Raw genomic sequence first — 14,435 nt, 5'->3', positions numbered from 1 at the left:
ACATTAAAGGACATAGAGTATGTTTAAACTTAAAAATACCCTGCTGCTCGCAGCAGTCGTCGGCCTTGCCGCCCTCACTGGCTGCAATAAATCCCCAGACCAGGGTGGCAAACCCACCACCGGCGGCGCAGAGAAGACGAGCGCAGCCGCAGCCGGTGAACCCGTGGCCGTGGTCAACGGCACGGCCATCGGCAAAGACGCCTTAGACGCCTACACCAAGCAACGCAATGCCTCACGCCCGGACGCCGGACCCGATGACACCAAGGCCGCACTGGACGAACTGATCAGCCGCGAGGTCATTTACCAGGACGCCCTGGCCAAGGGCCTGGACAAAAAGCCCGAGATCGTCGCCGAGCTTGAAAACCAGAAGCGCAACATCCTCGCCAACATGGCCATCCGCCAGCACATCGAGTCCAGCCCCATCACCGATGAGGCGATGAAGAAGGAATACGAATCGCACATGGGGAATGTGAAAACCAAGGAATACAAGGCCAAGCACGTGCTGGTAAAGACCGAGGACGAGGCCAAGGCCATCATCGCGGAGCTCGACAAGGGTGGTGATTTCGCCAAGATCGCCAAGGAGAAATCCATAGACACCGGCTCCGGGCAGAACGGCGGCGATCTGGGCTGGTTCGATCCGCGTCAGATGGTCAAACCCTTCGCCGATGCGGTCACCAGCATGGAAAAAGGCACTTATAGCAAGACCCCTGTTCAGTCGCAGTTCGGCTGGCATGTGATTCTGGCGGAAGACAGCCGCGATGTCGCGCCGCCCGAGTTCGACAAGGTCAAGGAAAACGTGCGCGGTGTGATGCGCAATAAGCAGATCAAGGACTATCTGGAAGGTCTGAAGGCCAAGGCCAAGGTGGAGATCAAGCTGGCCGCCGCACCGGCGCCTGCCGCACCTGCTCCGGCGGCTGCCCCGGCCGTAACCCCGGCGCCTGCTCCTGCTGCCGCACCGGACTCAACGCCAGCGCCGCAACCTGCCGCAGAGCCCGCCAAGAAGTAGTCTTCGGTACCTCCGGAACAGGCCAGGGACGGCCTGTTTTATTCGTGCTGATATAGGATAGAATTTTTCCACCCCTATTTACACGACACGCTACCATCATGGAGGAGTCCCATGACTAAAATCGCCCTCGGCAAACCCGTCCCCGACTTCAAACTGCCCGCCACCGGCGGCAAGACCGTCGGCCTCGCCGATCTCAAGGGTAAAAATGTCGTGCTGTATTTTTATCCGAAGGACAAAACGCCCGGCTGCACCCTGGAAGGGCAGAACTTTCGTGACGAGCAGTCCAAGTTCGCCAAGCTCGATACGGTGGTGCTGGGTGTCTCCCGCGACAGCGTCAAATCTCATGAATCTTTCAAGCAGCAAGAGGCCTTTAACTTCGACCTGTTAGCGGACGAAGACGAAAAGGTCTGCCGGATGTTTGATGTCATCAAGCCGAAAAACATGTATGGCAAAGAAGTGATGGGCGTGGAACGCAGCACTTTTTTGATTGATAAAAAGGGCGTGCTGCGCAAGGAATGGCGCAAGGTCAAAGTGGATGGCCATGTGGATGAAGTGCTGGAGGCGGTGCGGAGTTTAGGATAATTGTAGGGCCGAATTCATTCGGCCCACTACCCCAAAATATGGCAAGAAAAGAAATCACCGGCAAACGCATCTTTGTGCTCGACACCAATGTGTTGATGCACGATCCTGCCGCGATCTTCCGCTTCCAGGAGCACGACGTGTACATCCCCATGGTCGTGCTGGAGGAGCTGGACGCCGGCAAAAAGGGCATGTCGGAAGTCGCGCGCAACGCGCGTCAGGTGAGCCGCTTCCTGGATGAGCTGATGTGCAACGCCAGCAAGGAGGAGATAGATCAGGGCCTGCAGTTGCCCTCCCTCAACCATCTCTCCAGCGCCGGCGCCGATGCAAGCCGCGGCCGGCTATTCTTCCAGACTCACGCCCTGGAGACCACCCTGCACGACGCCTTGCCCGGCAACAAACCCGACAACAACATCCTCGCCACCGCCGTTGCGCTGCAACGGCAACGCCCCGACGTCACGGTGGTGCTGGTCACCAAAGACATCAATCTGCGCATCAAGGCGGCGGTGCTCGGCATTTATGTCGAGGACTATTACAACGACCAGGTGTTGGATGACGTCAATCTGCTTTACAGCGGCTATGCGGAATTACCCCAGGGCTTTTGGGACACGCACAGCAAGGACATGTCCTCCTGGAAGGAGAGCGGCCGCACCTTTTACAAGGTCACCGGTCCCGGCGTCGAGCAGTGGCACCCCAATCAATTTCTTTATGACTCGGCAGAGGGTGGTTTTCAGGCGGTCGTGCGCGACCTGCAAGGCCCGACGGCCACCATCGAACTGGTGCGCGACTATCACGGCGCGCGACACACCGTGTGGGGCATCAACGCACTCAACCGCGAGCAAAACTTCGCGCTCAACCTGCTCATGGACCCCGACATTGATTTCGTAAGCCTGCTCGGCATCGCCGGCAGCGGCAAAACCCTGTTGACGCTGGCCGCGGGGCTTGCCCAGGTGCTGGAAGAAAAACGCTATGCCGAGATCATCATGACGCGCGTCACCGTGCCGGTGGGCGAGGACATCGGCTTTTTGCCTGGCACGGAAGAAGAAAAAATGACGCCGTGGATGGGCGCGCTGATGGACAATCTGGAAGTGCTGACCAAGTCCGACGTGGGCGGAGATTGGGGACGCGCCGCGACCAATGACCTGATACGCAACCGCATCAAGATCCGCTCGCTCAATTTCATGCGCGGACGCACCTTCCTCAATAAATTCATCATCCTCGACGAGGCGCAGAACCTCACCTCCAAACAGATGAAGACGCTGATTACCCGCTCCGGCCCCGGCACCAAGGTGGTGTGTCTCGGCAACATCGCGCAGATAGACACCCCCTATCTCACCGAGACCACCTCCGGCCTGACCTACGTGGTGGATCGCTTCAAGGCATGGGAGCACAGCGGCCACGTCACCCTCACCCGCGGAGAACGCTCGCGCCTCGCCGATTACGCCTCGGAGGCGCTGTAGGCCATCTTGCGGCGAAAAGCTTCACCACAGAGGACGCGGAGGAAAAAACAGATTTACTCAGTAATCGTGTTTCTCTGCGTCCTCCGCGGTAAATGGGATTCTATCCAGCCGCGCCAGCTCGCGGTTATGCCGAGTGTTCAATAACAGTTGCGCAGCCATCGCGCTGACCAACGCAAGAAACATATCCCACTGCGTATCCCACGGGTCGCCCTGCGTGCCGAGAAAGGCCTGGACGGCTTGCTCGAAAAGTAATGCCGCCAGCCATTCGATCAACTCGTAACTGGCGCTGATAGCCAGACATATCGCCGTGACGATCACAAACAGCCACTTCCCCGGCCGTAGCGGCGAGCAACGCAGCAGAATCTCCCGCGCCACGATGGCCGGCGCCACACCCTGCAGGATGTGCCCGACCCGGTCGTAGTAGTTACGGGCGAGATCAAAGGTGTCACGCAGCCAATTAAACAGCGGATTTTCGGCGTAGGTGTAATGACCACCGAAGATCAGCACCAACCCGAACAACCACAACAACTGATAACTCAGCATGCTGAGTTCGAAGCGGCGGTCAGCACTACGATGCCGATCATCACCGGCACCGTCTCCATGAACCACGTCAGCCGGTCAGCCACCGGATCTATGCCCGAGAGTATCAGCAGCGCGGCGATGCTTACCAACAGGACAGTTTCATGGTGTTCGGGTAGCTTAGTCCTATGTAATTAAAGGCTAATTTATCAGATAAGCTATTGCCAATTGCAAATAGATGCTTTATACAAGCGCTTTAGCTGAAGCTTTACTGGGTAAAAGGGTTAAAACCTGACTGGGGGATACTATGTCGGCCTCGAAGCTCGTGGGTGGGTTGCTGCTGATAATTGGTCTGGCCATTGCCTATTTCGGACTCTACAGTTCCGATTCGGACGGATTGTTAGTGTCTGCTGCGCTGCACTTCTCCGAGCACATGCAGATGATGTGGGAACAGATGCCACAGGGGCCGCGCATTTATCTGGCCGTCGGCATTCTGCTCTTTCTCATCGGTCTACTGCTCATCATCAAATGTCCCAAGACAAAATCATCCAACCGTTTCTTTTGAGGGGGGACTGAAAGGCTTAATCAGTGGGGGGCGCGACTCCACTCGCGTCCTGTTAGACCCTAACATGCATCGGGTTTAGAATTGACCTATACATTTTGAATGGGACCCTGCCAAGGCCCGAGAACTTCCACAAGCACAGGGTAACATTTGAGGAAGCTTCCAGTGTGTTCTACGACCCGTTGGCAGTTACGGGCGCCGACCCGGACCACTCGGAAAGTGAAGAAAGGAGGGTCACTTTCGGAATGTCCTCATCGGGTCGGCTTTTGGTCGTAGCTCACACCGGGCGCGGTGATGCAATCCGAATCATTAGCGCCCGCGTCGCCACACAACATGAAAGGCACATTTATGAAGAAGGTTAAACCCACATCTGACAAACTTCGGGCCGAGTACAAGCGGTCCGACTTCGGGAAGCTTGAACGCGGAAAGTATTACGAGCGCGTTACGGCAAGCTCTAACGTTGTAGTTCTGGATACCGAGGTGGCAGCCATCTTCCCTAACTCCGCTGCGGTTAATAAGGCTCTGCATTCGCTAGTTGATGTCGCACAGAAAGCCTCGCGTCTAACGCGTCGTCCACCCGGTCGCGCCAAACAACGCCGTGCCAGTTAGCATCTGAGATGCAGCAGGGTTCGTGTTCATTGTATGACTATCGTATTGATTGCTACAGGTTTATATGGCTCAGATAGTCATACAATGAACCTGACCCGTTTATCCGTTTGTAGACCCGTTTATCCGTTGTATGGCTCAGATAGTCATACAATGAACCTGACCCGTTTATCCGTTTCAGGTTTATATGGCTCAGATAGTCATACAATGAACCTGACCCGTTTATCCGTTTATTCGTTTATTTGGACCCGTTTATTTGTATTTGACCCGTTTATTAGAGAAAAGGGTCATTTAACCATTACCCCTGCGCATCGCGCGAGCCAGTGAATGTTATACGGAGGAGCCACCATAAACTACCTGAGCTGCTTGGGGTTCAACCGTAGCCTGCAAATGCGCTGCACGGCGTAATAAAGCACCGTTCAACTTGAACTTACGCAGCCAAGAAAAGATATGCTAAAGTTGAAGCCTATGAGATGATACCCAAATGTCAGTACCTGATCCCCTTATTACCACCTCTCCAGACCGGCTCAGCGGGACACCCGTCTTCGCTGAGACCAGAGTGCCCGTACAAACCCTCGTTGACTACCTCGAAGCGGGGGATTCATTGGACGATTTTTTGGCGGACTTCCCGAGCGTTTCCCGCGAGCACGCCATTGCCGTGCTGGAGCTTGCCAAGTCTGCGCTTCTTGCCAAGGCCGTAGCGGCGTAGCCTTACACGGCGGTCCGGGTGCGCGTTCTGCTAGATGGTTGCGTGCCGAAGGGCCTTGCCGAGAAGTTGCCGATACACGAGGTTCGAACCGCCCCGGAGATGGGCTGGGGCGATCTTGATGACGACCCCCTGCTGGATGCCATGGCCGGGCGCTTCGATGTCCTGGTTACGGTTGACAAGAGCCTGCCTAATCAACAACAACTCAACTATCGGCCTTTTGCCGTTATTGTGCTTCGCGCCAAGACAAACCGGTTGAGCGACCTTCTTCCGCTTGTCCCGGCACTGCAACTTGCAGTCGCAGAACTTCGCCCGGGCCGGGTCCGTGAATTGGCTGGCTAACAAAACACTCCGGGGGCGAGCGCTAAAGCCGCGCTGCGTCAGCTTAAACCTCAGTTTTCCCTCACGAGACTGCTATCTCACCGCGCGCCTGCGCTGCACGGCGTAATAAAGCACCGGGATCACCACCAGCGTCAACAGGGTAGAGACCAGCACGCCGAACACCAGGGCGATGGCCAGGCCGTTGAAGATCGGGTCGTCCAGGATAAACAATGCTCCCAGCATGGCGGCCAGGCCGGTGAGCACGATGGGTTTGGCGCGGGTGGCGGCGGCGTGGACCACGGCTTGCTCCAGGGGCGCGCCGGCGCGCACTTGTTGTTCGATAAAATCCACCAGCAGGATCGAGTTGCGCACCATGATGCCGGCCAGGGCGATCATGCCGATCATGGAGGTGGCGGTGAATTGCGCGCCGAGCAGGGCGTGGCCGGGCATGACGCCGATCAGCGTCAGCGGGATGGGGGCCATGATGATGAGCGGCGTGAGGTAGGAGCGAAACTGCGCCACGACCAGCAGGTAGATCAGGATAATCCCCACGGCGTAGGCGATGCCCATGTCGCGGAAGGTCTCGTAGGTGATCTGCCACTCGCCGTCCCACTTGAGGCTGTACTGATAAGAATTGCCGGGTGCACGAAAATAAAACTGCTCCAGCGTCTGCTTGCTGAGTTTGGCCGCGATCTCGAACATGGCGTACAGCGGGCTATCGAGCGTGCCCGCCATATCCCCCGTGACATAAACCACCGGCAACAGATCTTTGTGGTAGATCGTCTGTTCGCGCCGGCTTTCGACAACGGCAGTGAAATCGGACAGCGGCACGAACCCGCCTTGCGCGGTCGGTACGCGCAGGTTTAATAATGCTTGTTCATCGGCCTTGTCTGCAACGGAAAATTCAAGGCGTATCGGAATCGCATACTTGGCCTTGGCGTCATGCAGATAGCTCACATCCTCGCCGCCGAGCGCGGTGGCGAGCGCCTTGACGACCGTCTCCTGACTGACGCCCAATAGCGCCGCCCTCTCCCGATCCACGCGAAACAGCCGCTTGGGCGGGGCGGCCTCGATGCTGTTATCCACATCCACCACGTCAGGGGTGCTTGCAAACATCTCGGTCACCTTGCGCGCCGTGGCGATTTGCCCCGCATGATCGAGGCCGTAGATCTCGGCGATCAGCGGCGCGAGCACCGGCGGGCCGGGCGGGACCTCGACGATCTTGACGTTGGCGTTCAGGCGGCGGCCGATTTCCTGTAGCGGGGCGCGCACCGCGAGGGCGATGGCATGGCTGCTGCGCGTGCGCCGCGATTTCTCGGCAAGATTTACCTGGATATCACCGACATGGGCGCCGCGCCGCAGGTAATACTGACGCACCAGGCCATTGAAGTTGATCGGCGCGGCCGTGCCCGCGTAGATCTGATAGTCCGTGACCTCGGGCACCGTGGAGAGGTAGGCGCCGAGTTCGCTCAGCACGCGGGCCGTCTTTTCCACGGCCACACCCTCCGGCATGTCCACGACTATTTGGAATTCCGATTTGTTGTCAAAAGGCAGCATCTTCAACACGACCAGTTTTACGCCCGCAAGCCCCATCGAGATCAGAATGAGCACGGCGATCGTCAGCCACAGTAGCCAGCGCCGTACCGGCGCTTGCAGAAACGGGCCGATCAGCTTGTTGAACAGGCCCGCCAGACGCGACTCCGAAATGACATCGGCGGCCGCGTGGCCGTGCGCTTGGCGCAATAATTTCAGACTCAGCCAGGGCGTGATGATAAAGGCCACCGCGAGCGAGATCAGCATGCCCATGCTGGCGTTGATCGGGATCGGGCTCATGTAGGGGCCCATCAGGCCGCTGACAAAGGCCATCGGCAACAGTGCCGCGATCACGGTGAAAGTCGCCAGGATGGTCGGGCCGCCCACCTCGTCCACCGCGCGCGGGATGGCCTCGCTGAGGCTGAGCCCGTTGACCAGGCGATGGCGGTGAATGTTTTCTACGACCACGATAGCGTCGTCCACCAGGATGCCGATGGAGAAGATCAGCGCGAACAGCGATACGCGGTTGATGGTGAAGCCCCATGCCCATGAGGCGAACAGGGTGAGCGCGAGCGTGACGATGACGGCCACACCGACGATGACGGCCTCGCGCCAGCCCAGCGCGATCAGCACCAGCAGCACCACCGAGGCGGTGGCGAAGAGGAGTTTGGTGATGAGGTGTTCCGCCTTTTCATTCGCGGTCGCGCCGTAGTTGCGCGTGACCGTGACCTCGACGCCCTCGGGCACGAAGGTGCCGCGCAGTTGCTCAATGCGCTGAATCACCTGATTGGCGATGGTGACTGCATTGGCGCCGGGCTGCTTGGCGATCGCCACGGTGACCGCAGGAAATTCGCCGCGCACGCCTTTTCCGGAAGCCGGTCCCGTGCCGTGCCACACATACTGCTCGGGCTGATCGGGACCGCGGCTGACCTGTGCGACATCGCCGAGATACACCGGCCCGCCGTTGTGCATACCTACCACCAGGCGGGCTATTTCACCGCTATCGGCTAAAAACTCGCCGGCCTGTATTTGTATTTCCTGATCGTCCTTCACCGCCGCGCCCGCGATCAACGAGCTGTTGGCGGCGCGCAGGGACTTGCGCAGGTCTTCGAGGGCGATGCCGAATCCCGCGAGGCGCACCGGGTCGAGCACGACATGCACCACCCGGTCGGGCCCGCCGATCGTGTAGATATTACGGGTGCCGGGCACGCGCTTGAGTTCCGCCTCGATGGCGTGCGCCACCCGTTGCAGATCATGGCCGCCCACGGCCGCATTCTTGCTCCACAGCGTAAGCGTGACGATCGGCACGTCGTCTATGCCCTTGGGTTTGATGAGCGGCTGCCCCACGCCGAGGCGGGCGGGCAACCAGTCCTGGTTGGAATAGATGGCGTTGTACAGACGCACGATGGCGCGGGTGCGGTCCTGGCCGACCTTGAATTGCACGGTGAGCACGGCGCGGCCGGGCTCCGACACGGAGTAAATATGCTCGACGCCCTCGATCTCGGAAAGCACCTGCTCCGCCGGGGTGCTGATGAGGCTCTCGATCTCGCCGGCCGAGGCGCCGGGATAGGCGATGAACACGTTGGCGAAGGTGACGGCGATCTGCGGCTCTTCCTCGCGCGGCGTAATGACGATGGCGAGCAGCCCGAGCAGCAAGCCGGTGAGCGCGATGAGCAGGGTCAGCTCGGAATCGAGAAACCGCCGCGCGAGCGTTCCCGCTAGACCGAGCCGTTCATTCACGGCTTTGATCCCGGCGCGGTTTTGACATAGGCCGTTGCGCGGGCGGGATCGAGGGCTATGGTCTCACCCTCGCTTAAACCCGACAATACCTCGATGAGATCAGCGCCCAAGGCAACGCCGACGCGGATCTGACGCAGCATGACCTTCCCTTGTTTATCCACCACGTACACCCCGGTAAGCTCGCTGCGGCGCGCCACGGCGGTGCCGGGGATCGCCAGGCGCCGCTCCTCGCCCGTGACAAACACCATCCTGGCGAACATGCCCGGCAGCACGCCTTCCAGGTTGGGCGGAAGCTCCGCGCGCACCTTGTAGGTATGGCTCACCGTGTCGGCATTGGGCGTAAAGATCAGCCGGGTGGATTCCAGCGTGCGGTCGGGCTGAGTCAGAATCACGCGCGCCTGTTGCTGGCCGCGCACGGCGGTGATCTGCTGCTGCGGTATGCTGGCGGTGGCGCGCAGGGTTTCCAGCGAATAGCCGCTCATCAAGGGCTGGCCGGCACTCACCGTCTCGCCGATCTCGACATGACGCTTCAGCACCACGCCGCTGTAAGGTGCGGTAATCACGGTGTAGCCGAGCTGTTCACCGGCCTGGGTGAGCGTCGCGCGCGCCGCCTCGACGCGCGACTGCGCCGCCTTAAGATCGGCGCCGGCCTTGTCTAAAGCGGCCTTGGGCAGCAGCCGCTTCTCGTAAATCGCGCTGACGCGCCCGAATTCGGCTTGCGCCTCTTTATGACGCGCCTCCGCCTCGCGCAGCGCCGCCTGCTGGGCCTCAAGGCCCGCGCGCTGCTCGGCGCCGCGGATGCGCACCAGGACGCTGTCCTTGGGCACCAGGTCGCCCACGTCAAAGTTGATCTCGACCACCCGGCCGGTGACCTGCGCCGCGACCGTAGACTGCTGCACGGCCTCGATGACGGCATCGAAGCTCTGTTCGCGCGGCAGGGTGTGGTAGCGGACCTCGGCCACCTCAAAAGGCAGTTCGACTGCTTGGGTAGTGCTCGCCACAACCAAACCAAACAAACTCAATCCAACAATGTGAGGCAGGCGCATGAGGGTCCCTCCTATTCCAAGGATAGAATAAATTTCCACTGCTGCGGCGTCACCGGCAGCACCGACAGGCGATTGCCGCGTTGCAGCAACGGGAACTCCGCCAGAGCATTATGGGACTTCAATTCGGTTAGGCTTATCGTGCGCTTGAGTTTACGCACAAAACGCACATCCACCCGGTACCAGCGTGGCTTTTCCGGATCGCTGCCGGGATCGAAATGGTGGTCTTCAGGATCGAAGGCGCTGCTGTCAGGATAGCCCGCCCGCACAATCTCCATGATCCCGGCGATGCCCGGCGTGTCGCAACTGGAGTGGTAAAAGAAGGCCTGATCGCCTATCTTCATCCGGTCACGCAGCATGTTGCGCGCCTGGTAATTGCGCACCCCGTCCCAGGGTTCGGTCTGTTTGGGCCGCTTTTTGAGGTCATCAATACCGAAAGTTTCCGGCTCCGATTTCATCAGCCAGTAATTCATCGTCATTCCTCACCCATGTTAAAATCATCTTTGCCTTCCCTGGCGCGACATCAGTTCATTACATAGGCCCCAGCCAGTACATCCATGTACTGTCGTTCGCGGCTCCTAGACCCGCCGCTCACCCCTGATTTGCTAATGATACCTAAAGCAGGGTTTTGTTGCCCCCACTATTCCGTTAAACTTATTGTATGAGTCAGCCAAAACCTGCCCCCGCCAAACCCAGAGTGTTGGATGACGGTGCGCTGCGACAACTTGCGCTCGCGGTCATCAGGATCGAAGCGAATGCCGTGGCGGCGCTGGCCCAGCGCATAGACGACGATTTCGTCCGTGCCTGCCACATACTGCTCGGTTGCGAGGGCCGCATCGTGGTATTCGGCATGGGCAAATCAGGCCATATCGGAAGCAAGATCGCGGCCACCCTGGCGAGCACCGGCAGTCCCGCCTTTTTTGTGCATCCCGCCGAGGCGAGCCACGGAGACATCGGCATGGTCACCAACAAGGACGTGGTGCTGGCGCTATCCTATTCCGGCGAGACCGAGGAGGTGCTGACTATCCTGCCGCTCATCAAGCGCCTCGGCGCGCCGCTCATCGCTCTTACAGGAAATCCGAACTCCACCCTGGCGGGTATGGCTACGGTGCACATCAACGTGAACGTCGCCGAGGAGGCCTGCCCGCTGGGGCTTGCGCCGACATCCAGCACCACCGCCACGCTGGCCATGGGCGATGCGCTGGCGGTCTCGCTGCTGGAGGCGCGAGGCTTCACGGCCCAGGACTTCGCCCGCACCCATCCCGGCGGGCGCCTGGGCCGCCGCCTGTTATTGCTCATCGGCGATGTCATGCGCACCGGCGAACAGATCCCGAAGGTGACTGAACAGGCCCGGCTGAGCGAGGCTCTGGTCGAGATGACCCGGAAGGGCCAGGGCATGACCTGCATCGTGGATGACGCCCAACGTGTGCTGGGGATCTTCACCGACGGCGACCTGCGCCGCACGCTGGAGCGCGAGGTCAACGTGCACACCGCCCTCATCAGCGAACTGATGACCCGCAACTGCAAGACGACCAGCCCCGAGCTGCTGGCCGCCGAAGCCCTGCAACTCATGCAAAAACACAAGGTCAACGCCCTGCCGGTCGTGGATCACGAACAACGGCTGGTAGGCACGCTCAGCATGCACGATTTGCTGCGGGCGGGGGTGGTATGAAGGCAGATAAAAGATACAAGATACAAGATACAAGAAGCTGCCAAACGTGGCAGCCGTTTACTTGTATCTTGTATCTTGTATCTTGTATCTGTATTTAATATGCAAGACATCCTCAACCGCGCCGCCCGCATCAAACTCGTGGTCTTCGACGTGGACGGCGTGCTCACCGACGGCAGCCTGTTTCTCGGCGACGACGGCCTCGAGTACAAGGCCTTTCACTCGCGCGACGGACACGGCATGAAGATGTTGCAGCACTGCGGCGTCGAGATCGCCGTCATCACCGGACGCACCTCCAAGGTCGTGGAACTGCGCATGGCAAGTATAGGCATCGAGCACGTTTACCAGGGCCGCCTGCAGAAGCTGCCTGCCTTCGAAGAGTTGATCGCCAAACTGAAACTGGAGGCGGGCGAAGTGGCCTATGTCGGCGACGACGTGGTGGACCTGCCCATTATGCTCCGGGTGGGCCTCGCCATTGCGGTACAAGACGCCCACCCGCTGGTAAAAAAACACGCCCACTGGCAGACGCCGAACGCAGGCGGGCGGGGCGCGGGGCGCGATGTGTGCGAACTGATCATGGAGGCCCGGGGTGTATTGGAGGCCCAACTGCAGGGTTACCTCAGCTAGTGCGTCCACTGCACGACATCTTCGATAAACGCACCCTGTTAATACTGGGCGCGTTGTTCTTGCTGGCCCTGTTCAGTCAGTGGTTGCTCAGCGTCAACAACGGGCTATCCCTCTCCAAGGATACTGTCCGCCACGATCCCGACTACACCATGGAAAATTTTATTATCACCACGATGGGGGCCACGGGTTCTCCGGAGCATCAGTTGCAGGCGCGCTACCTGGCCCACTATCCCGACGACGGCAGCGCCGAATTCACCGCCCCGCAATTCACCTTCTATGAGCGCGATGACGGTCCCTGGCAGGTCTCCGCCGGGCGCGGTTGGGTCGGTCCGAAGCAAAAATTTGTGGTATTGCGCGATAATGTCCTGGTCGAAAACACGCAGGCGGCGCCCGGAAAAGCGATGCGCATGACGACCTCGGAATTACAGGTGCTGCCCGATGACAAATTTGCACAGACCGGGCAGCCGGTGACCTTGCAGAGTCAAAACTCGCTGACTCATGCGGTGGGTATGCGTCTTTATCTCGATGAAGAACGGCTGCAATTGCTCTCCAAGGTAAAAGGAACCTATGCGCCCAATCCTTAGCGCCTTGCTTACGCTGCTGGCGGCGTGCTGCGCCGCGCCGGCCTTCGCCCTGTCCAGCGACAAGGAGCAGCCCATCAACGTGGAGGCCGACAGCGTAGAGATAGACCATAAACAAGGGGTGAGCGTCTATAAAGGTAATGTCACCCTCACCCAGGGCAGCATCCACCTCGACGCCGACATCGTCACCCTGTACAGCCGCAACAACGACATCGAAAAGGCCTTCGCCGAGGGCAAACCGGCGCATTACCGGCAGCGCCCCGACGGGAAACAGGAGGATGTCCGCGCCCAGTCCCAGCGGATGGAGTATTACACCGGCACCGGCAAGCTGATCTTGCTCGAGGGGGCCCACGTCTGGCAGGAACAAAACCAATTCAGCGGCAACCGTATCGAATACGACGTCGAGCGCAGCGTCGTGAACGCCAGCATGGCCAAGTCAGGCAAGGAGCGCGTTCGGGTCATCATCCAGCCCAAGAAAAAATCGAGCGGCCCCGCGCCCCCCACCCAGCCATGAGTCTTTCTTAATGAGTCTATTGCAGGCTCTACACCTCGCCAAACGCTTTAAAACACGCGACGTGGTCAATGATGTCTCGCTGGAGGTGCAGAGCGGGGAGATCGTGGGCCTGCTCGGCCCCAACGGCGCGGGCAAGACCACCTGTTTTTACATGATGGTGGGCCTGATCTCCTGTGATCAGGGCACCATCAGTCTCGACCACCACGACATCACCCACACCCCCATGCACGTGCGCGCGCGCCTGGGCCTCGGGTATCTGCCGCAGGAGCCGTCGGTGTTCCGCAAGCTGACGGTCGCCGATAATATCCTGGCCATCCTGCAGGCGCGCCAAGGGCTTAGCCGTGACCAGCAGGAGCGGCAGCTCGAGGAATTGCTTTATGAACTCAATATCCACCACCTGCGGGATAACATGGGCGTTAGTCTTTCGGGCGGCGAACGGCGGCGCGTGGAGATCGCCCGCGCGCTGGCCTCCGAGCCGCGTTTTATCCTGCTGGACGAGCCTTTCGCCGGGGTGGACCCCATCTCGGTGCTGGACATCCAGGCCATCATCCGGCATCTGCGCGATCGTGACATCGGGGTATTGATTACCGACCACAAGGTGCGCGAGACGCTGGGCATCTGTGAACGCGCCTACATCATGAACGCGGGCAGGCTCATCGCGGAAGGCAGCCCCGGCGAGATCCTGCGGGATCAACACGTCAAGGAAGTCTACCTGGGCGAGCACTTTACGCTCTGAATTCATGATCTTCGCTGTTATTCCCCTAGTTTGTTGGCCGTCCCCTGCCCCACCGCCAAGAATTCGGCTAAAATAGGGTCGGTATGATTTATGCTAGAGCATTTTTGATTTAAGTATTTACATTTATGTGTTATAGTGTCCCTGTCATAGGGGAGGGGCGACTATGTATGCGTATTCAAGAGACTTGCGTGACCGTGTGTTAGGTGCGCTGGAGCGCGGGGAACGTCCGACCG

At 59.5% G+C, this 14,435-nt stretch carries 15 protein-coding genes and 2 pseudogenes; 13 read left to right on the top strand and 4 right to left on the bottom strand.

Features of this window, described 5'->3' with window-relative positions; all coding sequences use genetic code 11:
• Positions 1-19: 19 nt before the first annotated feature.
• The 3 genes from HY028_05790 (at position 20) to HY028_05780 (ending at position 3,045) form a co-directional block, all read left to right on the top strand.
• Positions 20-1,006 (top strand): peptidylprolyl isomerase, encoded by a 987-nt coding sequence (locus tag HY028_05790; protein ID MBI3344350.1) that lies wholly within the window; start codon positions 20-22, stop codon positions 1,004-1,006.
• Positions 1,007-1,117: 111 nt separating this feature from the next.
• A complete protein-coding gene (locus HY028_05785; GenBank protein MBI3344349.1) occupies positions 1,118-1,588 on the top strand; it encodes a peroxiredoxin in 471 nt (156 codons plus the stop codon).
• Positions 1,589-1,626: 38 nt separating this feature from the next.
• Entirely contained in the window at positions 1,627-3,045 is a 1,419-nt protein-coding gene (locus tag HY028_05780) for a PhoH family protein (GenBank protein ID MBI3344348.1), read from the top strand.
• 57 nt (positions 3,046-3,102) lie between these two features.
• Here HY028_05780 and HY028_05775 read toward each other — a convergent pair.
• Positions 3,103-3,647: pseudogene (locus HY028_05775) on the bottom strand (DUF2238 domain-containing protein).
• Positions 3,648-3,871: 224 nt separating this feature from the next.
• Between HY028_05775 and HY028_05770 the strand changes: the two are divergent.
• The 5 genes and pseudogenes from HY028_05770 (at position 3,872) to HY028_05750 (ending at position 5,780) form a co-directional block, all read left to right on the top strand.
• Entirely contained in the window at positions 3,872-4,129 is a 258-nt protein-coding gene (locus tag HY028_05770) for a hypothetical protein (GenBank protein MBI3344347.1), read from the top strand.
• Positions 4,130-4,217: 88 nt separating this feature from the next.
• Positions 4,218-4,488 (top strand): annotated as a pseudogene (locus tag HY028_05765) (BrnT family toxin).
• A gap of 280 nt (positions 4,489-4,768) precedes the next feature.
• Positions 4,769-5,059, top strand: a complete 291-nt coding sequence (locus HY028_05760) for a hypothetical protein (protein ID MBI3344346.1) — start codon at positions 4,769-4,771, stop codon at positions 5,057-5,059.
• A 157-nt stretch (positions 5,060-5,216) separates the two neighbouring features.
• A complete protein-coding gene (locus HY028_05755) occupies positions 5,217-5,441 on the top strand; it encodes a DUF433 domain-containing protein (GenBank protein ID MBI3344345.1) in 225 nt (74 codons plus the stop codon).
• 18 nt (positions 5,442-5,459) lie between these two features.
• Positions 5,460-5,780 carry a hypothetical protein gene (locus HY028_05750; protein MBI3344344.1) on the top strand — a complete coding sequence of 107 codons (321 nt, stop codon included), beginning with the start codon at positions 5,460-5,462 and terminating at the stop codon, positions 5,778-5,780.
• A gap of 72 nt (positions 5,781-5,852) precedes the next feature.
• On the opposite strand, the gene HY028_05745 is transcribed toward HY028_05750, so the two are convergent.
• Genes HY028_05745 through HY028_05735 form a run of 3 tightly spaced genes read right to left on the bottom strand, consistent with a single transcriptional unit; the run spans position 5,853 to position 10,548 of the window.
• Positions 5,853-9,032 (bottom strand): efflux RND transporter permease subunit, encoded by a 3,180-nt coding sequence (locus HY028_05745; protein MBI3344343.1) that lies wholly within the window; start codon positions 9,030-9,032, stop codon positions 5,853-5,855.
• A complete protein-coding gene (locus tag HY028_05740; protein MBI3344342.1) occupies positions 9,029-10,078 on the bottom strand; it encodes an efflux RND transporter periplasmic adaptor subunit in 1,050 nt (349 codons plus the stop codon). Before HY028_05740 ends, HY028_05745 begins: the two co-directional genes overlap by 4 nt.
• Before the next feature lie 11 nt (positions 10,079-10,089).
• Positions 10,090-10,548: an EVE domain-containing protein gene (locus HY028_05735; GenBank protein ID MBI3344341.1), complete on the bottom strand. Its 459-nt coding sequence runs from the start codon at positions 10,546-10,548 to the stop codon at positions 10,090-10,092.
• Between the two features lie 188 nt (positions 10,549-10,736).
• On the opposite strand from HY028_05735, the gene HY028_05730 reads away from it, so the two are divergent.
• From HY028_05730 to lptB, 5 genes are all read left to right on the top strand, one after another.
• On the top strand, positions 10,737-11,747 hold the full coding sequence (locus tag HY028_05730) for a KpsF/GutQ family sugar-phosphate isomerase (GenBank protein ID MBI3344340.1): 1,011 nt from the start codon (positions 10,737-10,739) through the stop codon (positions 11,745-11,747).
• A gap of 99 nt (positions 11,748-11,846) precedes the next feature.
• On the top strand, positions 11,847-12,371 hold the full coding sequence (kdsC, locus tag HY028_05725; GenBank protein ID MBI3344339.1) for a 3-deoxy-manno-octulosonate-8-phosphatase KdsC: 525 nt from the start codon (positions 11,847-11,849) through the stop codon (positions 12,369-12,371).
• The gene (gene lptC, locus HY028_05720; GenBank protein MBI3344338.1) at positions 12,371-12,955 is read left to right on the top strand and encodes an LPS export ABC transporter periplasmic protein LptC; all 585 of its coding nucleotides are present in this window, start codon (positions 12,371-12,373) and stop codon (positions 12,953-12,955) included. The genes kdsC and lptC overlap by 1 nt, the downstream gene beginning before the upstream one ends.
• Positions 12,939-13,466 carry a lipopolysaccharide transport periplasmic protein LptA gene (lptA, locus tag HY028_05715; GenBank protein ID MBI3344337.1) on the top strand — a complete coding sequence of 176 codons (528 nt, stop codon included), beginning with the start codon at positions 12,939-12,941 and terminating at the stop codon, positions 13,464-13,466. The genes lptC and lptA overlap by 17 nt, the downstream gene beginning before the upstream one ends.
• Positions 13,467-13,476: 10 nt before the next feature.
• Positions 13,477-14,202, top strand: coding sequence for an LPS export ABC transporter ATP-binding protein (lptB, locus tag HY028_05710; GenBank protein MBI3344336.1), 726 nt, complete (start codon positions 13,477-13,479; stop codon positions 14,200-14,202).
• Positions 14,203-14,435: the final 233 nt, after the last annotated feature.

The organism is Gammaproteobacteria bacterium (assembly GCA_016195665.1).
In the GTDB taxonomy this organism is placed as follows: Bacteria; Pseudomonadota; Gammaproteobacteria; order SURF-13; family SURF-13; genus JACPZD01.
Note: the sequence above shows the minus strand (reverse complement) of the source record. Positions and strands in the feature narration are given on the sequence as shown.

What these genes read in the sequence shown, in the direction of transcription:
- HY028_05730 (MBI3344340.1), top strand. Translation starts at nt 10,737, where the DNA reads ATGAGTCAGCCAAAACCTGCCCCCGCCAAACCCAGAGTGTTGGATGAC.
- HY028_05770 (MBI3344347.1), top strand. Translation starts at nt 3,872, where the DNA reads ATGTCGGCCTCGAAGCTCGTGGGTGGGTTGCTGCTGATAATTGGTCTG.
- lptA (MBI3344337.1), top strand. Translation starts at nt 12,939, where the DNA reads ATGCGCCCAATCCTTAGCGCCTTGCTTACGCTGCTGGCGGCGTGCTGC.
- HY028_05790 (MBI3344350.1), top strand. Translation starts at nt 20, where the DNA reads ATGTTTAAACTTAAAAATACCCTGCTGCTCGCAGCAGTCGTCGGCCTT.
- HY028_05755 (MBI3344345.1), top strand. Translation starts at nt 5,217, where the DNA reads ATGTCAGTACCTGATCCCCTTATTACCACCTCTCCAGACCGGCTCAGC.
- HY028_05760 (MBI3344346.1), top strand. Translation starts at nt 4,769, where the DNA reads ATGACTATCGTATTGATTGCTACAGGTTTATATGGCTCAGATAGTCAT.
- HY028_05740 (MBI3344342.1), bottom strand. Translation starts at nt 10,078, where the DNA reads ATGCGCCTGCCTCACATTGTTGGATTGAGTTTGTTTGGTTTGGTTGTG.
- HY028_05735 (MBI3344341.1), bottom strand. Translation starts at nt 10,548, where the DNA reads ATGAATTACTGGCTGATGAAATCGGAGCCGGAAACTTTCGGTATTGAT.
- HY028_05785 (MBI3344349.1), top strand. Translation starts at nt 1,118, where the DNA reads ATGACTAAAATCGCCCTCGGCAAACCCGTCCCCGACTTCAAACTGCCC.
- HY028_05780 (MBI3344348.1), top strand. Translation starts at nt 1,627, where the DNA reads ATGGCAAGAAAAGAAATCACCGGCAAACGCATCTTTGTGCTCGACACC.
- lptB (MBI3344336.1), top strand. Translation starts at nt 13,477, where the DNA reads ATGAGTCTATTGCAGGCTCTACACCTCGCCAAACGCTTTAAAACACGC.
- kdsC (MBI3344339.1), top strand. Translation starts at nt 11,847, where the DNA reads ATGCAAGACATCCTCAACCGCGCCGCCCGCATCAAACTCGTGGTCTTC.